The sequence below is a fragment of the Streptomyces sp. NRRL WC-3742 genome, assembly GCF_000720635.1.
Taxonomy (GTDB): Bacteria; Actinomycetota; Actinomycetes; order Streptomycetales; family Streptomycetaceae; genus Kitasatospora.
In genome coordinates this window covers 65424-86782 of sequence record NZ_JOCF01000006.1, presented here as the reverse complement: position 1 = coordinate 86782, position 21359 = coordinate 65424, and the positions used below count along the sequence as shown (strand labels likewise).

Sequence of the window (21359 nt, the reverse complement as noted above, 5' to 3'; positions counted from 1 at the left end):
TCAGGCGGCGCCGTTGATCAGCTGGAGCAGCGCGCGGGGGGTCTCGGCGTCGACGACGGCGTCGTCCGGGATGATCACGCCGTACTCGCGCTGGACCTGCCCGATGACCTGGAGGAGCGCCAGCGAGTCGTAGCCGAGCTCGATGAACGGGGTGTCGATGACGTCGCCGTCGAGGTCAATGCCCTCCTCCTCACCGGCGCACTCGCGCAGCATCCGGGTCAGGTCGGTGAGGGTGAGTTCGGTCGTGATGGGCATGACGGGTCCTCTCTGCGTACGGGTGGTGGGGTTCCTCGAAACAGGAGCGGGCGGGGCGTCGACGGTTTCAGGACGCCTTGCGGACCACGAGCGCGGCGTTGAAGCCGCCGTACCCGCGGGTGAGCACCAGTGCGGTGCGCAGCCGCGCCTCGCGGACCTCGGTGACCAGGTCGAGCCGGTACTCGGGGGCGGCGGCGCCCACGTTGACGGTGGGCGGGACGACGCCGTCGCGCAGGGAGAGCAGCGCGGTGGCGACGTCCAGGGCGGAGCCGCCGGCGAGCAGGCGCCCGGTCATGGTCTTGGGCGCGGTGACGGGCACGGCCCGGTCGCCGAAGATCCCGGTGATGGCCTCGGCCTCGGCGCGGTCGAGTTCGGGGACGCCGGCGGCGTCGGCGAAGACCACGTCCACGTCGGCCGGGGTGAGGCCCGCGTCTGCGAGGGCCGTCTCGGCGGCGCGGCGCAGCCCGGGCGGGCGGCCGGAGCCGGGGGCGGGGTCGAGGGTGGCGGCGTAGCCGGCGACCTCGCCGTAGATCTGACGGGCGCCGCGCTCACGGGCGGAGTCGGCGTCCTCGACGACGAGGATGGCGCCGCCCTCGCCGGCGACGTGGCCGGCGGCGTCCGCGCTGAAGGGCAGGAAGGCGCGGGCCGGGTCGTTGACGGTGCTCAGACGCCCGGAGGCGATCTGCGGCAGCCAGCCCCAGGGGCAGACGGCCGCGTCGACGCCGCCGGAGACGACCAGCGGGATGCCCTTGCGGACGTGGCGGCGGGCGTGGCCGAGGGAGTCGATGCCTCCGGCCTGCTCGCTGAGCAGGACGCCGCTGGGACCGCGCATCTTGTGGCGGATGGAGATCTGGCCGGTGTTGACGGCGTAGAACCAGGCGAAGGACTGGTACGCGCTGACGTACTCCTTGCCCTTGCTCCAGAGCTGCTGGAGCTCGCGCTGGCCGAACTCGACGGCGCCGCCGGAGGCCGCGGTGACCACGCCCATGCCGAACTCGGGGAGCTGGCCGGCCTCGAGGCCGGCGTCGTTGACGGCCCATTCGGTGGCGGCGAGCGCGAGGCGGGTCATGTGGTCGGTCTGGGGCATCAGCCGGCTGGGGACGTGGTCCTCGGCGACGAAGCCGGGCACCTCCCCGGCGAGGCGGGAGGGGTACTGGTCGGCGTCGAAGCGGGTGATGGGGCGGATGCCGCTCTCACCGGCGAGGGTGGCCTTCCAGTAGTCCTCGGTGCCGAGCCCGGTGGGCGCGGCGATGCCCAGGCCGGTGACGACGGTGGTGGCGCTCATGCTGCGTCCTTCCTCTCCGGCCGGGCCAGCACCATCGCGCTCTGGAACCCGCCGAAGCCGCTGCCGACGCTGAGCACGGTGTCCGTCTTCTGCTCCCGGGCGACCAGCGGGATGTAGTCGAGGTCGAGTTCCGGGTCGGGCTCGTGCAGGTTGGCGGTGGGCGGCAGGACGCCGTGTTCCATGGCCAGGGCGCAGGCGGCGATCTCCAGGGAGCCGATGGCGCCGAGGGAGTGGCCGATCATCGACTTGATGGAGCTGATCGGGGTGGCGTAGGCGTGCTCGCCGAGGCTGCGCTTGAAGGCGCCGGTCTCGTGGCGGTCGTTCATCTTGGTGCCGGAGCCGTGGGCGTTGATGTAGTCGAGGGCGTCCGGTCCGAGGCGGGCCTCGTCCATGGCCGCGTCGATGGCCTGCGACATCTCCCGGCCGTCCTCCTTGAGGCCGGTCATGTGGAAGGCGTTGCAGCGGGAGGCGAAGCCGGCGATCTCTGCGTAGATGTGGGCACCGCGCCGGCGGGCGCTCTCCAGCTCCTCGAGGATGAGGATGGCCGCGCCCTCGCCGAGGACCAGGCCGCTGCGGGTGCGGTCGAAGGGCCGGCAGGCGCTCTCGGGGGTGTCGTTGCGCGGGGTGGTGGCGTGGATGGCGTCGAAGCAGGCCGAGGTGATCGGGGAGATCGGGGCCTCGGTGGCGCCGGCGACCATCACGTCCGTGGTGCCCTCGCGGATGAGCTCGACGGCGTGGCCGAGCGAGTCCAGGCCGGAGGTGCAGCCGGTGGAGACGACCACGGCCGGGCCTTCGGCGCCGGCGGCGTAGCCGACCTCGGCGGCCATCGAGCTGGGCACGAAGTGCCGGTACAGCTCGGGGACGGCGTACTCGTGGTCGACGTTCCACTTCTTGCCGCCGTCGCTGACGACGACGTACTCGCGCTCCAGGCTGGTGGTGCAGCCGACCGCGCTGCCCAGCGAGGTGCCGACCCGGGAGGGGTCGAGGGCGGCGAGGTCGAGGCCGCTGTCGGCGATGGCCTCGCGGGTGGAGACGACCGCGAACTGCGCGGCCCGGTCGAGCCGGCGGATCTCCTGCGGGCTCAGGCCCGCGGCGCGGGGGTCGAAGTCGCACTCGGCGGCGACCCGGGAGCGGAACGGGGAGGCGTCGTAGAAGGAGATGGTGCGGGTGGCCGTGCGGCCCGCGGTGAGCAGCTCCCAGTAGTTCTTCACGCCGACGCCGCCGGGGGCGACGACCCCGAGGCCCGTGATCACGACTCTGCGCATCTGCTTCACCTCGCCTTCTGGGTGGCCGGCCGCAGCTGCGGGCTGCTGCCGGTCGGAACGGTGCGGACCACTGTGGTTCCCTTCGGTCGGGCCGCTGGCTGTGTCGGTGCTTCCGGTGTTCAGGTGCTCCGGTGCTCCGGTGCTCCGGTGTTCCGGTGGCCCGGGGCGGAGTTGGGGCTGATTCCCGTCTTCCGCCCCGGGCGGGCTGTGCCTTGGCGGCGTCTTCCCGCTTGTGGCGTGCCGCCGTTCACCGGTTCCGCCATGGTTCGGGCGGGCCCTCGACGGCCGCTCGGGTGTTCGTGGAGTGTGCGTGAGCTGCGAGAACTCGCCTTCGGAGCCGGGCAGTTCAGCAGAGGCGACTCAGAAGCTGGTGGTCGCCACCAGGTCGAGCTCCGGGTCGCCCTGGAGGACGGCGCGGTGCAGCCGCTGCAGGCGCGGTGAGGGTTCCAGCCCGAGTTCGTCCACCAGCGTGGTGCGCAGCCGCTGGTACGCCTCGAGGGCGCGCCAGGCGCCGCCGGCCCGGTGGGTGGCGAGCATCAGCTGCCCGCAGAAGGACTCGTGCATGGGGTGCCGGGCGGTCAGGACGCGCAGTTCGGCGATGAGCTCGTTGTGCCGGCCCAGGCGCAGGTCGGCGTCGAGGCGGCGCTCCAGGGCGGCCATCCGGCCCTCCTCCATGCGCAGCACCTCCAGTTCGAGGACGTCGCCGACCTTGACGTCCACCAGGGCCGGGCCCTGCCAGAGGGCGAGGGCGCCGCCGAGGAGTTCGGAGGCGGCCCGGTAGTCGGCGGCGTCGTAGGCGGCGCGGCCGGAGGCGGCGAGCTGCTCGAACTCCTGGACGTCGGTCTGTCCGGGCTGGACGCGCAGCAGGTAGCCGCCGTGCTGGGTGACCAGCACCTCCTTGGCGTGGGTGTCGCTGTCGCCGGCGAGGGCGAGGGCGATGCGGCGGCGCAGCTGGAGGATGTACGTCTGGAGGGTGGTCGCGGCGCTGCGCGGCACCTCGGTCCCCCAGATCTCCTCCATCAGGGTGGGTACGGTGACCACCCGGTCCGCCTGAAGTGCGAGCAGTGCGAGGATCTGGCGCGGCTTGGCCGCACTCGGAACGATCGACACTCCGTACTCAGTGGCCGACAACGGCCCCAGGATCTTGATGTCCATGGTGTTCTCCCCTTTCCGGCCTCCCGTCGGTCGTCCCCCGGCGGTCGTGGTCGAAGCATGGGGTCGAGCCTGGCACCAGCACGCCGTGAGGCCCAGTGAGGGCGTCACGAGGGGAACCGTGAAAATGTCATGCCGCGAGGGTGAGTCCGCCACTGGGCCCGGGGCCCGGCTTTTCCGCAGACTCCTGGTCCACAACCGAACGGGACCACGACCGGTCGGTATCGCGACTCAGGAGGCACCCCATGAAGACCATCGCCCGCGACACCAGTGCCCGCGTGAGCGTCACCCAGGAGGACCGCCGTTTCGCCGAGTTGACCGTCCGCAGCGGTCTGGAGCCGGAGCTGGCGCAGCGCTACGCGGCCGACCCGGTGGCCGTGCTGGCCGAGTTCGGGCTGTCGGCCGGGGAGCCGATCTACCTGGCCGGACTGGTCGGGGACGCCGACACCGTCCTGATCGAGGAGCTGGACGTGCCGGGCGTGGGGTTCGCCTCGAACTGCACCGGCAGCTGGTCCGCGGCGCTGGTCGGCTGACCGCGATGGCGGACACGGGGGGCAGAGGTCTGCCGCTGGGGTTCAAGCGGCATCTGCGGGCTGAAGTGGTACCGGGCGAGGCGACGTACCTGCTCTCCGCCAACGGCGTCACGGCGGTGGCCGGGCGGCTCGTCGAGCGCCTCGCCCCGCTGCTGGACGGCACCCGCTCGCTGGAGCGGGTGCTCGACGAGGCGGCGGACACGATGACTCCCGGGGAGGCGGGCCGCGTCCTGGCCCGTCTCGCCCAGGCCAAGCTGCTGGGCTACCACCGGCCGGCGGAGGACGAGGCGGCGCTCGCGTACTGGGACCTGCTCGGCCTGGACGGGGCCGACAGTTCGCTCGCGCGGGCGGCCGTCAGGGTGGTGACGCTGGGCCGCCCGGAGCCGGAGCCGGCGCGCCAGGCGTGCCGGGACTCGGGGCTGCGGGTGCTCGCGAGGGGCGAGGAGGCCGGGCCGGGCAGCGAGGTGCTGACCCTGGTGCTGACGGACGACTACCTGCACCCGGAGCTGGAGCGGATCAACGCCGAGCACCTGGCGGCGGGGGCGCCCTGGCTGCTGGCGCGCCCGTGCGGGGCGCAGCCGTGGATCGGGCCGGTGTTCCGCCCGGCCGCGGGCCCCTGCTGGTCCTGTCTGGCGCACCGGTTGTGGGGCCACCGGCGCTCCGAGATCCCGTTGCAGCGGGCGCTGGGCCGCCCGGGGCCGGTGGCGCGGCCGGAGGCGTCGCTGGCGGCCGGGCGGGCGATGGGCCTGCAGGCGGCGGTGCTGGCGGCGGCGAGGTGGCTGGCGGGGGCGCGGGGCGTCGAGGACGACGCGGTCTGCACCCTGGACACGGCGACGCTGCGCAGCCGTCACCACGCGGTGGTCCGGCGCCCGCAGTGCCCGGACTGCGGCGATCCGGACCTGGTGGCGCGGCAGGTGCTGGGCCCGCTGGTGGTGCGGCCGCGCCCGAAGTCGCCGGAGACGGGGGGCGGGCACCGGGCGCTGGCCCCGGCGGAGATGCTGCGCCGGCACGAGCACCTGGTGAGCCCGGTGACGGGCATCGTCGAGGAGGTCCGCCGGGACGAGTGGGCGCCGGTGGGGATCAACCGCTACGTGTCGGGCCGCAATCTGGCGATGCGCAGCGGTTCGCTGGGCGGGCTGCGGGCCGGGCTGCGCTCGCTGAGCGGCGGCAAGGGCGCCACCGAGCTGGATGCCAAGGTGGGGGCGCTGTGCGAGGCGGCCGAGCGCTACAGCGGGACGCGACAGGGGGACGAGCCGGTGGTGCGCGAATCGATGCGCGCCCTGGGCCCGGTGGCGCTGCACCCGAACGACTGCCAGCTGTACTCGGAGCGGCAGTTCCGGGAGCGGGCGCGCTGGAACGCGAGCGGTTCGGCGTTCCAGCAGGTGCCGGAGCGGTTCGACCCCGACAGGCCGGTGGACTGGACCCCGGTGCAGTCGCTCACCACCGGCCGGCAGCGGCTGCTGCCGACCTCCCTGCTGTACTACGGCAACGCGCCGGGGCGGCCCTCGGACGGGCTGTGGGCGGACTCCAACGGGAACGCGGCGGGCAGCAGCCTGGAGGACGCGATCGTCCAGGGCTTTCTGGAGCTGGTGGAGCGGGACGCGGTGGCGCTGTGGTGGTACAACCGCACCCGCCACCCGGCGGTGGACCTGGACGCCTTCGACGACCCGTGGACGGCGACGCTGCGCCAGGCGTACGCGATGACGGGCCGCCAGGTCTGGGTGCTGGACGTCACCTCGGACTTCGGGATCCCGGTGTTCGTGGCGCTGTCCCGCCAGGTGGGACGGCCGGCGGAGGAGATCACGTTCGGCTTCGGGGCGCACCACGATCCGAGGCTGGCGCTGCGGAGGGCCCTGACCGAAATGGGTCAGTTCCTCCCGTCCGGGGGCAGCCCGGACGGTGCTCCGCGGACGACCGATCCGGACCTGGTCGCCTGGTGGTCGACGGCGACCGTCGCGAACCAGCCATATCTGCTGCCCGATTCCGGTCAGGTTCCGCGCGGGCCCTCGGACTACGACTACCGGCCGTCCGGGGACCTGCGGGAGGACGTGGCGGAGGCGGAACGGCTGGTCCGGGCGAAGGGGATGGAATTGCTCGTGCTCGACCAGACCCGGCCCGACGTGGCGATCCCGGTCGTCAAGGTCATCGCCCCCGGGATGCGCCACTTCTGGGCGAGATTCGCCCCGGGTCGTATCTTCGACGTGCCGGTACGGCTCGGTTTACTCACCGGGCCGACCGTCGACGCGGAGCTCAACCCGATTCCCTTGTTCGTCTGACGAGTTGGCTGAGTCTTCATATGTTCATACGACAAGAAGCTTGAACGGACGGCGACGGTCCCGTACGTTTCCGTGACGCTCTGCCTGAGCGCGCGGTAGCATGCACGCCGACCGGGGCGCTGACATGGGGGGAAGCGGTATGGCTGGCAGAACGGGCACGTCCTCGGCCGATCTCCCGGCCCCCCGATTGGCCCGGGGCATCACCGTCTTCGCCCTCTTCTGCTTCTGCCTGATCGCCTTCAACAACGTGCTGCGGGACAGCTTCGGAGGCCGCAAGGCCCTGGTGGCCCTGGCGTGCGCCGCAGCCGTCTTCTCCATCCAGCTCCTCAACTCCTCCTCGAAGGCCCGCCGGTGGCCGATGCGGCGGCGGATCGTGATGCTGCTCTGGCAGGCGGCGTTCACCGTCGGTCCGATGCTGCTCTTCGGCGCCGACTGGGGCGGGATGCTGGGGTGCCTGGCCGGCTCCTGCCTGCTGCTGCTCCCCCGGCGGCTCGGGTGGACGCTGTACGCCGTCTGCTGTCTGTCGGCGTTCGCCGAAGCCTGGATCACGGGCGTGGCACCGCTGCTGACGGTCTACGTACTGCAGTCGACCATGCTGACGGGCCTGGTCATCTACGGACTCACCCGGCTGGCCGACCTCGTGGAGGAGGTCTTCTCCTCCCGGGAGGAACGCGCCCGGGCGGCGGTGCTCCAGGAACGGCTGCGCTTCGCCCGGGACCTGCACGACCTGCTCGGCTACAGCCTCTCGTCGATCACCCTCAAGACCGAGCTGGTCAATCGGCTGGTCACCAGCCGGCCCGACCGGGCGCGGGAGGAGATCGCCGGGGTGCTGGACATCTCCCGGCAGGCGCTGGCCGACGTACGGCTGGTGGCCAGCGGCTACCGGGAGATGTCCCTGGCGGCCGAGGTCGACTCCGTCGCCTCGACGCTGAAGTCGGCGGACGTGAAGGCCGAGGTGGAGGTCACCTGCTCGCGGATGCACCCGGTGGTGGACACCGTGCTGGCCACCGCGCTGCGCGAGGGGGTGACCAACATCCTGCGCCACAGCAGAGTGCAGCACTGCGAAATCCGTGCCCACTCCGACGAAGAAACGGTTTTTCTCCGTCTGGTGAACGACGGCGTGGCCAAGACCGTCCAGCCGCCGGCCCCCTGGAGCGGCAGTGGGATCGGGAACCTGGAAACCCGGCTGGCCGCCATCGGCGGCCGGGTGGAGGCGGGCGTCCGGGAGGACGGCCGGTTCCACCTGCTGGTCGAGGCACCGCTCAAGCCCCAGGTGCCGGCCACCGCCACTCCCAATGACGTTCCGCAGGCGGTGGCCTGAGAGAATTTTCCGGCACCGGGCGAACCCGACCACGGACCCCGACCACGAGGGATTGCATGTTGTCGACGAAGATCCTCCTCGCCGAGGACGTGCAGATGATCCGCGGCGCGCTGGTCGCCCTGCTCGAGCTCGAGCCGGACTTCGAGGTGGTCGCCTCGGTGGACCGGGGCGACATCATCGTGAAGACGGCGCTCGAGACCAGGCCCGACGTCGCGGTCATCGACATCGACCTGCCCGGCATGGACGGCCTCACCGCGGCGGCCGCCCTGCGCGAACGCCTGCCCAGCTGCCGGGCGTTGATCCTCACCAGCCTCGGCCGTCCCGGCACCCTGCGCCGGGCGATGGCCGCGCACGTGTGCGGCTTCCTCCTCAAGGACGCCCCGCCCGAGCAACTCGCCCGCTCGGTACGGGCGGTGGCGCAGGGCCAGCGGGTGATAGACCCTCAGCTGGCGATGTCCGCCTGGGACGCGCCGGCCAACCCGCTGTCCCCGCGCGAGCTGGAGGTGCTGCGGCAGGCCGCGCACGGCGCCGCCGTCACCGAGATCGCCGCCTCGCTGTACCTCTCCAAGGGCACCGTCCAGAACTACCTGACCGCCATCGTCACCAAGCTCAACGCCCGCAACCGGGTCGACGCCATCCGCATCGCGGAGGACGCCGGCTGGATCCCGTAGGGCTGGGCCCGTGGGCGAACTCTAGCTGCGCCCCGAGGAGTTCAGCAGCGCCTCCAGCAGCCCCTCGTCCAGCACCGTCTGCACCGACAGGTCGCTGCCGCTGCCGAAGCCCGCGTCGAACACGGCGACGCTGACCACGAAGCGCCCCTCCAGGGCGACCGTGCCGAACGTCCAGGCCGAGCCGTCCGCGACCGGCCCGCCGTCCGGTCTGACCAGCCGCGCCTGCTCGCCGTCCAGCGCGAAGCCGAACTCGGTGAAGCGGAACCGCAGCCCCTGCCCGCGCGCCTTGCTGTACGCCTCCTTGAGCGTCCACAGCCGCACCAGCAGGTCGTTGCGGCGCTCCGCCGCGTCCGCGTCCAGCGCCTCGCGCTCGTACGGCGTGAAGCCCTGGGCCTCCGAGGCCGTGCCCGCCATCCGCCGGTCGGCCAGCTCCACGTCCACGCCGATGCGGCCGCGCCGGGTGACGCCGACCACCAGGACGTCCTGGGTGTGGCTGAGGCTGACGTCGATCTGGTCGCAGCCGCGCACGTACGGGCGGCCGCCGGGCTCGTACGCCAGGTCCACCTGGTCCGGGGTGGTGCCGATCACCTCGGCGGCCGTGCGGCGCAGCAGCAGCCGCGAGGCCAGGAAGCGCTCCTTCGCCCGGGCATGGCCGATGCGCTGGTAGCGCGGCCAGTCCCGACCGAGCACCTCCCGCAGCCGCTCCGGCTCGCGCAGGTGGACGCTCCACTGGGTGAGCACCCCGTACACCAGGGCCGTGCCGGTGCCGGCGAGGTCCTGGCGCACGGGGTCCCAGGGGCCGTCCGGCCCGGCCATCTGGCGCGGCCGCGGGAGTCCCCCTCCCGCTGCCGCCATCTCAGGCCCTCACCAGGGGGTGGGCCAGCGGGCCGGCGTCCAGGGCGGAGAGCACCCCCGCGAGGTCGACGGCGTTGGTCTGCGGGCCCCGGCACATGCCCAGGCAGGAGGGGCCCTCGTTGCCGGCGATGCGGCGCAGGAACGGGGTGAGCACCACCTTGGGGCCGATCTCCACGATGTGGGTCAGGGCCTGCTGGTCGACCATCTGCCGGGCGGCGTCGGCGAAGCGCACGGGCGAGGTGACCTGGGCCGTCCAGTACGGCGCATACAGCGGCTCGCTCGTCAGGCGGCCGCGCACGGTCGAGTAGTACGGCAGCCGGGAGGCGCCACCGGGCAGCCGGCGGGTGACGGCCTCGAACTTGGCGAGCATCGGCTCCATCAGCGGCGAGTGGAAGGCGTGGGTGACCTCCAGCGCCTTGCAGGCGATGCCCCGCTCCTCCAGCTTGCGCTCGATGCGGCGCAGGCCCTCCAGTTCGCCGGACAGGACGGTCGCCTTGGCGGCGTTGATCGCGCCGATCGCCACCCCGGGCTCGTCGACGATCAGTTCGGCGGCCTCGTAGGGCGCCAGGCAGGTGGCGGTCATGCCGCCGCCGGCGGGCAGGTACTGCATGAACGCGCCGCGGACGGTGACCAGTTTGGCCGCGTCCGCCAGCGTCAGGGCGCCGGAGATCACGGCCGCGGCGAACTCGCCGATGCCGTGGCCGAGGACGGCGACGGGCTGGACGCCGGCCTCCTCCAGGGTGCGGGCGAGGGCGTACTCGACGGCGAACAGGGCGGGCTGGGTGTAGGCGGTCTGGTGCACGCGCCGGTCGCGGCTGAGCATCAGGTCGACGACGGAGACGCCGGTGTACGGGGACAGCGCGGCGGCGGCCTCGTCCAGGAAGCGGCGGTAGCCGGTCGAGTTGAGGTAGAGCCCGGAGGTCATGCCCGGGTGCTGGGAGCCCTGGCCGGTGAAGACGAAGGCGGCGCGCACCTGCTGGCCGCTGCCGAGGCGGATGTCGCGCAGCTCCAGGTAGGCGGCGAGCTCCTGGATGGTGGGGTAGAGCCAGATGTCGGTCGGGTCCAGCACGGGGCCGAACTCCTGCTCGATGTCGCCGTAGAGGCTCAGTGCGGCGACCGAGTCGAGGTCGTAGGTGGTGAACGGGACGTCCTCGGCGATGTCGCGGCCCAGGTAGTGGCGCAGCCGCTCGCTCAGCCAGCCGTGGTAGTCGGGTTCCGGTGCGGACGGGTGGGGGGTGTTCACGGGAGGGACTCCTTCGCGGTGGTCGGGGGCGGGCGCGGGCCCGGAGAGTTTCAGGCCAGCGCCGACCCGTACAGGTCGAGGCTGCGGCGGCCGTGCAGGCGGGCCAGGACCTCGGCCAGGACCCGCTGTTCGGTTCCGGAGGGGCGATCGGGCAGCGGCAGGCCCAGGCGGCGGCCGAGGCGGTAGAGGGCGGCGGTGACCCAGCTGGGGTCGGCGAGGAAGTCGTCCTCGCCGTCGCGCTGCTCGCGCCACACGCCGAGGCAGGCGGCGGCGGCCAGCACCAGGGTGTAGCGGTCGGCCTGGCCGAAGGCGTGCGGGCTGACCATGGCCTTGCGGTCGTCCAGGGCGATGCGGGTGAACGCCTTGCGCAGGTCGTCGAGTTCGATGGTGAAGGCGCGGGCGAGGAAGCGCAGGGCGGGGCCGTCCGGGCCGGCGTCGGAGAGCAGCCCGCCGTTCTCCAGTTGATCGGTGCATGCCACCAAAGTGGCCGCGAGAGGGTCACCGTCGCCGAGCAGGGCCGCGTCCGCCAGGCTCAGCGGTGGCAGGTCGCCCTCCAGCCGGAACAGCGCGGGCGGGGCCTCCGGGTCGGCGAACCAGGCGTGCCGGGCGAAGAAGGGCAGCTGCGGCAGGATGCTGACCTGCCGTCCGGCGCTGCCCGCGTGCCCGAGCGAGGTGACCGGCAGGTCCCGCAGCTGCTTGCGGAACATCGCGTACGCGCCGTCCTCGGCGAAGGTCTCCTCCCCCAGCACGGCCGACATCTCCTCCATCGCCTCCGCGACCAGCTTGGGCGCCAGGTAGGCGGCCGTGGCCGCGTAGGCGCTCATCTGCTTGGGCAGCAGGTGCAGGGCCCGGGTGGCCACCAGCGACAGGCAGTCGCTGACCAGCAGGTCCAGGAAGGCGCCCGTGAGGACGTCCTTGACGTGCTGCACGTCCAGCGAGGAGCGGCCGTCCGCACGCCGGCGGGTGGCGAAGCGGGCCACCGTGCGCAGCGCCGTGTCCCCGCCGGCCAGCACGATCGACGGGATCAGCCCGCGGATCACCAGCGAGGAGCGCAGCGACAGCTCGTACCCCTCGCCGAGCCCGCCGACCAGGGCGGAGCCCGGCACCGGGCAGTCGGTGACGCGGATGCCGCCGAACTCCACGCTGCGCATCCCTGTGGTGTCGTGCCGACCCAGGTACTCGACGGCCGCCTCGGGCAGGGCCTCGCGGTCCAGCAGCAGCACCGAGTGGGCGCGGCCGGGCACCTCGCCGCCGGTGCGGGCGAAGACGACCAGGCCCCCGGCGGTGCGGGCGTTGGCGATCACGCTCTTGGTGCCGTTGAGGACGAAGCCGCCGGCCTTCGGCTCGGCCGCGAACTCCTCGCGGACGAACGCGTTGCCGTGCGCCACCTCGTGCCGCACGACCGCGATCCGCCGGCCCTCGAGGAGCAGCCGGGCGGCCAGGGCGCGCTGGCCGCCGTCGCCGCCGGCCCACACGGGGACGGCGGCGAAGAAGCAGCTGAGCCCGTAGCCGAAGCCCAAGGAGGCGTCGCGGCGGAACACCGGGCGCAGCACCCGGCCCAGCTCGTCCAGTCTGGTCAGTCGCCCGTCGAGCTCGGCGGGCACGAACTCGGCGTTGAAGCCGAACTCGTCGAGCACCCGCTCGGCCTCGGCCAGCACCTCGCCGCGCGCGTCGGCGGCGAGCAGGCCGTGCTGGCCCATCGGATTGTCGGCGCTGAAGAGCGGCCCGAAAGCCTTCTCCAGCCGGGTGATCCGGTCCCCTTCGATCATGGACGACTCCTGACGAGCAACTGTTCCACTTCGGACTTCACTTCCTGGTGCAGCGGCTTGAGCCGGCCGTCCAGGAAGAGCTTGCGCATGGCCGCCCGTTCGACCTTGCCGCTGGTGGTGCGGCGCACGGTGCCCGGGCGCACCAGGAGGACGGCGCCGGTCTGGAGCTCGAACTCCCGGGCCAGGCAGTCCTTGACGGCCGCGGTCAGCCCCGCGAAGTCGACGCGGTAGCGGCTCTGGGCGCGCAGTTCCTGGATGACGACGACCTGTTCGCGCTCGCCGGGCACGCCGAAAGCGGTGGCCGAGCCGAACATCGCACTGACGCGCTGCACCGTCTGCTCCAGGTCCTGCGGGTAGAGGTTGCGGCCCGCCACCACGATCACGTCCTTGAGTCGGCCGGTGACGTGCAGCAGCCCGTCCTGGAGGACGCCGAGGTCCCCGGTGCGCAGGTAGCCGGCCTCGCCCTCCGCGGTGGTCTGGCCGAAGGTCTGGGCGCTCTCGCCGCGGCGGCGCCAGTAGCCGGCGGCCACGCCCTGGCCGCGCACCCAGATCTCGCCGATCCGGCCGTCGGGCAGGGTCGCGAGGCTCTGCGGATCGACGATGCGCAGGTCCAGCTCCACGGGCAGGCCCACGGGCACCAGCGATCTGGAGGGCCGGCCCGTTCTGGCGTCGACCAGCCGGTTGCGCTCCAGCGCGGCCGCGTCCACCTCGCGGTGGGTGCGCGCCCCGGTGACGCCCTCGGTGTCCAGGGCGACCAGCAGGGTCGCCTCGGCCAGGCCGTAGCCGGCGGTCAGGGCCTCGGCCCGGAACCCGGCCGGGGCGAAGCGCTCGGCGAAGGCCCGCCAGGTGGCCGAGCGGATCGGCTCGCCGCCGTCCACCGCGGCCCGCCAGCCGGAGAGGTCCAGCCCGGCCGGCAGCGGGTGCTCGTCGGTGCGCCGCACGCACAGGTCGTAAGCGAAGTCGGGGGCCGCGCTGACGGTCACGCCGTAGCGCGAGATGGCCTCCAGCCAGCGCAGCGGGCGCTTGACGAACGCCTCCGGGGTGAGCAGCACCGAGGTGGCGCCCAGCCACAGCGGGTGGAGCAGCTGGCCGATCAGCCCGAGGTCGTGGTGGAAGGGCAGCCAGCCGCCGAACACGTCCGCCGGGCCGGTGCGCAGCGCCGCCCCGATCGCCCGCTGGTTGGCCGTCAGGCTGCCGTGGGTGACGACGACGCCGCGCGGCTCGCGGGTGGAGCCGGAGGTGTACTGCAGCAGGGCGACCGAGTCGGGGCCCAGCTGCGGCGCGGTGAAGGGCGCCGAGGGCGGGACCACGTCGGCGGCCAGGCAGGGGATGGAGCCGTGGCCCTGGCCGGCCAGCAGCCGGGACAGGTCGGGGGCCTCGGCCGCGTCGGTGAGCGCCAGGCAGGGCGCGGCGTCCTTGACGATCCCGGCGATCCGCTCGGCGTGGTGGCCCCGGCCGCGCGGCGGCGCGGTGGGCACGGCGATCGCGCCCGCGTACAGGCAGGCGAGCAGGCTGATCGCGAACAGCCGCCGGTCGGAGTGGGCGAGCAGCACCCGCTCCCCGGTGGCGCCCCGGTCCTGGAGCCAGCCGGCCAGGCGCCGGGCCCCGGAGTCCAGGGCCCGGTAGGACACCGCCTCGGCCTGGCTCCTGCCCTCGTACTCGGGCAGGAGGATCAGTGCCTCCCTGCCCGGCGCCTCGGCGGCCCTGGCCTGGATCTGTTCCGCGAAGTTCCGGAAGCCGGTCATGCGTCCCCCTCGCGCGTCATGGTTGTCGCCTCCATGGCTGCATGGTGCGCCCGGCCCCTCGAGGAAGCCTTGCGCTGGGAACGCGGGAGAGCCGAGGCCCGGACGGCCTCGGCTCTCCGCTCGCTGGAGGGACATCAGGAGGAGGATTCCTCGGCGTACCGGCGGGCGTGGCGCAGGGTGGTGGAGCTGTTGGTGCCCAGCGCCTTGCGCACGAGTTCGCGGGCCTGGGCGAGGGTGGCGTCCTCGCCGAGCAGCTCGCGCACGCCGTCCGGGTCGAGGGTGACGGTGTGCCAGGAGGTGGCGACGACGCCCTTCCCGTCCGCGGCGGGCTCGATCTCCCAGCGGCCGGTGTGGCCGGCCATGGCGGCCGGAACGCGCAGCTGCTTGTAGACGATGGTCCGCCGCTCGGGGAAGACGACGCGCACGGAGACGGTGGTGTGCACCGAGCCGTCGGGGCTGCGGGTGTCCATCTCCATGTGCTGGATGCCGGGCTCGTCCTCGGTGAGGTCCAGGCGGGCGACGTGCGGCAGACGCTCGGGCCACAGGTCGGCGCGGTTCAGGAAGTCGAAGACGTCCTGGGCGGAGCCGTCGATGTGCTCGGAGTCGCTGAAGGTGAAGCACAACTCGTCGTCCTGCGGGCCCTGTTCGGCTCCGGCCTTGAGGGCGGCGAGCTCCGCGCGGCTGTTGTGGTCGACGGCGCTCTCGATCAGGGCGACGGCCTCGGGGGCGTCGTCGACGGCGCGGTAGTCGTGCAGCAGGGTGACGTGGGTGTCGCCGCTCCCGTCGGCCTGCCGGATGACCCAGTCGCCGCCCATGGCCTCGACGGGCGGGGCGGAGACGACCTGGCGGAAGGCGATCCGCCCGGCCGCTCGGTCCAGGGTGCGGCGGGAGGTCCACGTCCTGGCCCTGCCGTTGGCGGTGGCCCAGATGCGCAGCAGCTGCTCGCTGCGGCCGTCGGTGAGGACGTTCTCCTCCACCACCTCCGCGTGCACGGTCGGCCCGAACAGCTGGGGCCAGCCGGCCACGTCGGCGACGAGCGCGAAGACGGCGGCCGGCGGGGCGGAGACGGTGACGGCGTGCTCCGTGACGCGGGTGGGCGTCTCGGGCCGCTCGGTGGGTACGGTCTGGTCGGTCGCAGCGGTGGGCGCCACGGCGAGCTCTCCTTCGTTCACGCCGCACGCGGCGGCCGGTTCGAGAATGCCAAGGTCCGCTCGAATCGGGCTCGAGCGCTGGTGCAGTCGGGCTCAGCGGAGCCCGACTCCCTTTCGTGTCAACTGATCTGATCGTTCGTCAGGCCCAATGGGGCCGGTCGAGGATGTCCACCACCGCCGCGCCCCAGCTGTAGCCGGCGCCGACGCTGACCATCACCACCCGGTCCCCGGGCCGGGCCCGGCCGGAGACCACCAGGCGGTCCAGGCCCGCGAACTGGTCGCCCGCGCCGAGGTGGCCTACGGTGCGGCTCCAGTCCCAGGTGGTGCGCTCCGGCTCGATGCCGAAGGGCTCGAAGTAGATGGCCTGCAGGCGCCGGCGCCCGAAGTGCGGCAGCAGCACCCAGTCCGCGTCGGCCAGTTCCATCTCGGCGTCGGACAGCGCCTGCTTCAGCGCCGTCTGCTGGCCCGCGTGGGCCTTGCTGATCGCGAAGGACATCCCGACATCGCGCAGGAAGGCGCGCTTGGCCTCCTCGAAGTCCACCGGGATGCGGTGGCTGAACGGCGCGGGGCTGAACGGTTCCTCCCCGCGGTGCATCGGCTCCAGCTCGGCGTCGGCGTGCAGCGCCAGGGAGCGCAGCCGGGCGTACCCGCCGCGGCGCGAGAGCACGAGCGCCGTCGCCCCGTCCGCGTACGGCGTGCCCGGGTCGGTGCGCCAGCGGTCGATGCCGGGCGGGCAGAAGCGGTCGGCGGTGGTGAGCAGCGCGTCGCAGCGGTTGTGGTCGGCGCTCAGGTAGGCGGTGGCCAGGTCGAGCGCGCCGAGGCCGCCGTTGGACATCTGGCGCACCTCCAGCGCCGGGCAGGTGCTGCGCCCGGTCTCGCGCTGGACGTAGGAGGCCACCGGCCAGAGGTCCTGGCCCTGGTGGTAGGTGTCGGCGTGCAGGATGAGGTCGATGTCCTCGGGGGTGGTTCCGGCCCGGGCGAGGGCCGTACGGGCGGCCGTGACGGCCATCTCGGCGGCGGACTCCTCGGGCGAGTGGGCGACGGACAGCATGTCCGTGGCGGTGGCGATCTTCGCCGGGCAGGCGCCGGCGGCGACCGCGTCGGCGACCAGCAGGGTCGCGGGGAGCCTGATCGCGGTCCCCCGGATGAAGATGTCTTCGACGCGCACGATGGCTCCCTTGTCTGCTTCCGTCAGTCGTCGGCCGTCAGCCGGCTGCGGCTATGGCCGGGGCGACGACGGGGACGGGCCCGGCGGCCGCCCCCGTGCGCAGGACGTAGTGGACGGCGTCCAGCAGGGCCCGCCAGGAGGCGGCCACGGTGTTCTCGTCCACCCCGACCGTCCCCCAGGTCCGGTCACCGTGCCGGAAGGTGACGAGCACCCGGGCACGGGCGGCGCTGCCCTTGCCCCCGCTGCCCTTGCCGGCGTTGCCCTTCCCGCCGCTGCCCTTCCCGCCGCTGCCCTTTCCGCCGCCGCCGTTGTCGCCTGCCAGGACGCGCACCTGGTAGTCGACCAGCTCCAGGCCGGCCAGCTCGGGGAAGAACGGCTCCAGCGCCTTGTGCAGCGCCCGGTCCAGGGCGTTGACCGGGCCGTTGCCCTCGCCGGAGGCGATCAGCGGGATGCCGTTGACCACCAGCCGCACCGAGCCCTCGGTGCGGATCGCGCCGGTGGGCAGCCGGTCCACGCCGACGCGCCAGGAGGCGACCTCGAAGGGCGGCTCCACCTGCCCGTCCGCCAGTTCGTCGAGCAGCATCAGCTCGAAGGAGGCGTCCGCGGACTCGAAGGCGTAGCCGAGGTGCTCCAGCTCCTTGACCCGGGCGGCGGTGCGGGCGACCACGTCGGAGGCGGCGTCCAGCCGGTAGCCGAGGGAGCGGGCCTTGAGCTCGATCGAGGAGCGGCCGCCGAGGTCGGAGACGAGGGTGCGCATCTCGCCGCCGACCAGCGCCGGGTCGGTGTGCTGGTAGAGGTCGGGGTCGATCCGCAGCGCGGAGGCGTGCAGACCGGCCTTGTGGGCGAAGGCGGACGAGCCCAGGTAGGGCGCGGCCGGGTGGCCGGGCACGCCGGTCAGCTCGGCGACGGAGTGGCCGATCAGCGCCATCGCGCGCAGCTGGTCGGGGCGTACGACCTGTAGGCCCCGCTTGAGCACCAGGTTGGCGGACACGGTGAACAGGTTGGCGTTGCCGCAGCGCTCGCCGTAGCCGTGCGCGGTGCCCTGGACGTGGTCGGCTCCGGCGTCGACGGCGGCCAGGGTGTTGGCGACGGCGCAGCCGGTGTCGTCGTGGCAGTGGATGCCCAGCGGCACGCCGGTGGCCTCCAGGGTGTCGGCGACGACGGCGCGCACCTCGTCGGGCAGGCAGCCGCCGTTGGTGTCGCACAGGACGACGGTCTCGGCCCCGGCATCGGCGGCGATGCGCACGACCTCCAGGGCGTACTCCCGGTTGAGCCGGTAGCCGTCGAAGTAGTGCTCGGCGTCCAGGAAGACCCGCCGCCCGGCCGAGACGAGGTGGCGCACGGTGGAGCCGATCATCGCCAGGTTCTCGGCCAGGTTGGTGCGCAGCGCCAGGTCGACGTGGCGCGGGTGCGCCTTGGCGACGAGGGTGACCACCGGGGTCTGGGCGTCGAGCAGGGCCCGTACCTGGGGGTCGACGGAGACCAGGGAGGCGGGCTTCCTGGTGGCCCCGAAGGCGACCAACTGGGCCGAGGACAGGTTGAGTTCGGTACGGGCCCGGCGGAAGAACTCGGTGTCGCGGGGCACCGCGCCCGGCCAGCCGCCCTCGATGAAGCCGACCCCGAAGGCGTCCAGACGGCGTGCGACGGCGAGTTTGTCCTCGACCGTCAGCGTCATCCCCTTCTGCTGCGTTCCGTCGCGCAGGGTCGTGTCGTAGAGCTGGAACCGCCGCTCGGCCATTGCCTCCTCCTTCTCTCAGTTCCGGGCCGCAGGAGGCCCTGGAACTGGCGTCCGGGCGGCTGGTCAGGTCACGGTCCGGGGAGCGGCTAGCGCGGGCCTGGACCGGCGCTCGAACGGGCCGCGCCGGCGGAGAGCAGCTCCTCGACGCCGTCGGCACTCAGGCCGCACTCGGCGAGGATGGCGCGGGTGTGCTCCCCCGGCGCGGGTGCGGCGGCGGGCTCGGGGGCCTCGCTGCGCCCGAAGCGCGGGGCGGGGGCGGGCTGGTGGAGCCCGGCGGTGGACAGGAAGCCGCGGCGGGCCACGGCGTGGGGGTGGCGGGCCGCCTCGGCGAGGCCCAGCACCGGGGTGACGCAGGCTTCGGTGCCCTCGAAGCGGGCCGTCCAGTCCTCACGGGTCGCGGTGGCGAAGCGCTCGGCGAAACGGCGGCGCAGTTCGGGCCAGTTGGCCTCGTCGGCGCGGTCGGGCAGGGGCTCCCCGGCCAGGCCGAGGCCCTCGAGGAGGGCGCGGTAGAAGCGCTCCTCCAGGGCGCCGACGGCCACGTGGCCGCCGTCGGCGCAGGCGTAGACGTCGTAGAAGGGCGCGCCGCCGTCGAGCAGGTTGGCGCCGCGCGCCTCGTGCCACTGGCCGTCGCCGGTCATGCCGACGAGCATGCCGAGCATCCCGGAGACGCCGTCGACGATCGCGGCGTCCACGACCTGGCCCTGGCCGGAGCTCAGCCGCTCGTACAGGGCGGACAGGACGCCGTTGACGAGCAGCATGCCTCCGCCGGCGAAGTCGCCGAGCAGGTTGAGCGGCGGCACGGGCGGGCCGCCGGCGCGGCCGATCGCGTCGAGGGCGCCGGTGAGCGCGATGTAGTTGATGTCATGCCCGGGGGTCTGGGCCAGGGGCCCGTCCTGGCCCCAGCCGGTCATCCGGCCGTAGACCAGGCGCGGGTTGGCGGCCCGGCAGGCGTCGGGGCCCAGGCCCAGGCGTTCGGCGACGCCGGGGCGGAAGCCCTCGATCAGCACGTCGGAGCGGCGCACCAGGGCGAGCACCACCTCGACGGCCCTCGGGTCCTTGAGGTCCAGGGCGATGGAGCGCCGGCCCCGGTCCAGGACGGTGTGCCAGGCGGCGAAGGACCGCGCGCCGTCCGCGCGGTCCACGCGGACGACCTCCGCGCCGAGGTCGGCCAGCATCATGCAGGCGTACGGGGCGGGCCCGATGGCCGCGAGTTCGACGACCCTCAGGCCCGCCAGTGGGCCGCTGCCGGGCACCGCTCAGGACTCCGGGCCGAGCAGGACCGCCGCGTAGTTCTTGCGGGCCGCGGTGTCGTACTGCAGGGCGACGTGGCTGGCCGCGGAGGTGACGTCCCGCCAGAAGCGCTGGAGCGGGTGGCCCTCGCCCAGGCCGCTGGTCCCGGCGGCGCGCACCAGCAGGCCCACGGCCTCGGGCACGACCTCGGCGCAGTAGGTGGCGTTGCGCTCGTTACGGGCCAGGTGCGCCTGGTCGAACAGCCGCCCGTCGAGGACCTCGGCGTTCTGGGCGACGAGCAGCTTCGCGGCGTCGATCCGGCCGGAGGCGCGGACCACGGCCAGCTCGCCGCCCGGGTTGCGCTTGCGGCCGGTGAGCGTGGCGGCGGCGGCGTTCAGGGCGCCGGCGGCCGCGCCGACCACGGGCGCGATGAACGTCAGACTGCCCACACCCTGGAAGGGCACGTTGTGGGCGGACAGGTCGGAGTTCACGTTGCGGCCGGTCATGATGTCGGTGCGGTCGAAGGACAGGTGCTCGGGCACGAGCACGCCCTCCAGAGCGATGGTGTGGCTGGAGGTGGCGCGCATGCCGATGCTGTCCCAGGTGGGGCGCACGGTGTAGCGGCCGGCCGGCACGGCGAAGAACCGCATCTGCGGCGGGCCCTGGACCTCGCCCGCGACGACGGCGCAGACCAGCACCCAGTCGGCGAAGTCGATGCCGCTCACGTACTGCCAGAGGCCGTCCACGCGCCAGCCGTCGCCGACCCGCTCGGCCTTGCCGGAGGGGATCAGCGCCGTCGCGATGACGGTGTCCGCCCCGGCGCCCCACAGTGCGTGGTGGCCCTCCTGCGGCAGGTGGGAGGCGAAGCGGGCGGAGTAGGCGCTGAGCGAGGCGCACCAGGCCGTGGCCGGGCAGCCCTCGGCGACGCTCAGCACGGCCTGCGTCAGCTCGCCGAAGGTGCCCTCGGCGCCGCCGAAGCGGGCGGAGACGAAGTGCCGGGCGAAGCCGGCCGCGCGGATCGCGTCGGCGACCTCGGGCGCGAGCACCCGGGTGCGGTCGGCCTCGGCGGCGTGCTCGGCGGCGAGCAGGCGCAGCTTCTCGACGGCCTCGGCGGACAGCTGGGCCGGCGGTGTGGCGATGGACATCTCGGTGGTCCCCCTTCTTCGGTCCTTCTTCGGTCCTTCTTCGGCCTTCCGTTCCTGACTGATCGTCAGCCGACGTGCTTCTCGATGGCCTTGGCGAACAGCGCCAGCGTCTCGCCCGGGCTCGGCCCGTCCAGCGCGCGGAAGATCCGCTCGGCGCCCTCGCCGTGCTTGTGCAGCTTCACGTGGGCCAGCTCGACGAGGGTGGTGTGCTCGTCGACCGCCGTGAACTCGACCTCGATCTCGCTGGCGCGCTCGTCGTCGGTGATCGACTGCCAGTTGGGGTCGATCCGCCAGGTCATCGCCAGGCGGTGCGGCGGCTCCCAGACCAGCACGGTGCCCCAGGCGATCTCGGTGCCCTCGACGTCCCACTCGTAGTAGCGCCCGCCGACGCCCGGCTCGAAGGCCAGGCCCGCGCGCTCCTTCTTGACCAGCACGTGGCTCGGCGGCCACCAGTCCTGCGGGTGCCCGGTGAACACCGCGAAGCACTGCTCGACACTCGCGGCCACCGTCACCGTCTTACGCACGTCCGGAAGCGACGTCTCCGTCATGGGCCCGAC

General features: G+C 73.5%; 18 protein-coding genes. 4 read left to right on the top strand and 14 right to left on the bottom strand.

The features are described 5' to 3' along the window. The 4 genes from IH61_RS0105785 to IH61_RS0105770 all read right to left on the bottom strand — a co-directional run bounded on the left by IH61_RS0105785 (window position 1) and on the right by IH61_RS0105770 (window position 3960). Window positions 1–255, bottom strand: coding sequence for an acyl carrier protein (locus IH61_RS0105785; protein WP_031065897.1), 255 nt, complete (start codon window positions 253–255; stop codon window positions 1–3). A gap of 67 nt (window positions 256–322) precedes the next feature. Beyond that, entirely contained in the window at window positions 323–1540 is a 1218-nt protein-coding gene (locus IH61_RS0105780; protein WP_031065894.1) for a ketosynthase chain-length factor, read from the bottom strand. Next, window positions 1537–2805, bottom strand: coding sequence for a beta-ketoacyl-[acyl-carrier-protein] synthase family protein (locus IH61_RS0105775; protein ID WP_031065891.1), 1269 nt, complete (start codon window positions 2803–2805; stop codon window positions 1537–1539). Before IH61_RS0105775 ends, IH61_RS0105780 begins: the two co-directional genes overlap by 4 nt. 360 nt (window positions 2806–3165) lie before the next feature. After that, window positions 3166–3960: an AfsR/SARP family transcriptional regulator gene (locus tag IH61_RS0105770; RefSeq protein ID WP_031065887.1), complete on the bottom strand. Its 795-nt coding sequence runs from the start codon at window positions 3958–3960 to the stop codon at window positions 3166–3168. Between the two features lie 242 nt (window positions 3961–4202). Between IH61_RS0105770 and IH61_RS0105765 the strand changes: the two genes are divergently transcribed. The 4 genes from IH61_RS0105765 to IH61_RS0105750 all read left to right on the top strand — a co-directional run bounded on the left by IH61_RS0105765 (window position 4203) and on the right by IH61_RS0105750 (window position 8758). Then, window positions 4203–4490, top strand: a complete 288-nt coding sequence (locus tag IH61_RS0105765) for a hypothetical protein (protein ID WP_031065886.1) — start codon at window positions 4203–4205, stop codon at window positions 4488–4490. Window positions 4491–4495: 5 nt separating this feature from the next. Next, the gene (locus tag IH61_RS0105760; protein ID WP_031065884.1) at window positions 4496–6766 is read left to right on the top strand and encodes a TOMM precursor leader peptide-binding protein; all 2271 of its coding nucleotides are present in this window, start codon (window positions 4496–4498) and stop codon (window positions 6764–6766) included. Window positions 6767–6905: 139 nt separating this feature from the next. Further along, the gene (locus tag IH61_RS0105755) at window positions 6906–8087 is read left to right on the top strand and encodes a sensor histidine kinase (RefSeq protein WP_158844653.1); all 1182 of its coding nucleotides are present in this window, start codon (window positions 6906–6908) and stop codon (window positions 8085–8087) included. A gap of 56 nt (window positions 8088–8143) precedes the next feature. Then, complete coding sequence (locus IH61_RS0105750; protein WP_031065880.1) at window positions 8144–8758, top strand: response regulator transcription factor; 615 nt, start codon at window positions 8144–8146, stop codon at window positions 8756–8758. Between the two features lie 21 nt (window positions 8759–8779). Here the strand turns inward: IH61_RS0105750 and IH61_RS0105745 are convergent, their stop codons facing one another. The 10 genes from IH61_RS0105745 to IH61_RS0105700 form a co-directional block, all read right to left on the bottom strand. Continuing rightward, window positions 8780–9613: a 4'-phosphopantetheinyl transferase family protein gene (locus tag IH61_RS0105745; protein ID WP_031065878.1), complete on the bottom strand. Its 834-nt coding sequence runs from the start codon at window positions 9611–9613 to the stop codon at window positions 8780–8782. Between the two features lies 1 nt (window position 9614). Then, entirely contained in the window at window positions 9615–10856 is a 1242-nt protein-coding gene (locus IH61_RS0105740) for an acyltransferase domain-containing protein (RefSeq protein WP_031065876.1), read from the bottom strand. Window positions 10857–10906: 50 nt separating this feature from the next. Beyond that, window positions 10907–12625: an acyl-CoA dehydrogenase gene (locus tag IH61_RS45625; protein ID WP_051836354.1), complete on the bottom strand. Its 1719-nt coding sequence runs from the start codon at window positions 12623–12625 to the stop codon at window positions 10907–10909. Then, window positions 12622–14370, bottom strand: a complete 1749-nt coding sequence (locus tag IH61_RS0105730; protein WP_031065873.1) for a fatty acyl-AMP ligase — start codon at window positions 14368–14370, stop codon at window positions 12622–12624. Before IH61_RS0105730 ends, IH61_RS45625 begins: the two co-directional genes overlap by 4 nt. Window positions 14371–14504: 134 nt before the next feature. Further along, window positions 14505–15521 (bottom strand): aromatase/cyclase, encoded by a 1017-nt coding sequence (locus IH61_RS0105725; RefSeq protein ID WP_051836352.1) that lies wholly within the window; start codon window positions 15519–15521, stop codon window positions 14505–14507. Window positions 15522–15660: 139 nt separating this feature from the next. Further along, the gene (locus IH61_RS0105720; RefSeq protein ID WP_031065869.1) at window positions 15661–16689 is read right to left on the bottom strand and encodes a ketoacyl-ACP synthase III family protein; all 1029 of its coding nucleotides are present in this window, start codon (window positions 16687–16689) and stop codon (window positions 15661–15663) included. 37 nt (window positions 16690–16726) lie between these two features. Beyond that, on the bottom strand, window positions 16727–18427 hold the full coding sequence (gene cimA / locus IH61_RS0105715) for a citramalate synthase (RefSeq protein WP_037971705.1): 1701 nt from the start codon (window positions 18425–18427) through the stop codon (window positions 16727–16729). A gap of 86 nt (window positions 18428–18513) precedes the next feature. Beyond that, complete coding sequence (locus IH61_RS0105710; protein ID WP_031065864.1) at window positions 18514–19680, bottom strand: CaiB/BaiF CoA transferase family protein; 1167 nt, start codon at window positions 19678–19680, stop codon at window positions 18514–18516. A 3-nt stretch (window positions 19681–19683) separates the two neighbouring features. Beyond that, a complete protein-coding gene (locus tag IH61_RS0105705; RefSeq protein ID WP_031065860.1) occupies window positions 19684–20802 on the bottom strand; it encodes a hypothetical protein in 1119 nt (372 codons plus the stop codon). A gap of 65 nt (window positions 20803–20867) precedes the next feature. Next, on the bottom strand, window positions 20868–21350 hold the full coding sequence (locus IH61_RS0105700; protein WP_051836350.1) for an SRPBCC family protein: 483 nt from the start codon (window positions 21348–21350) through the stop codon (window positions 20868–20870). Between the last annotated feature and the right edge of the window lie 9 nt (window positions 21351–21359).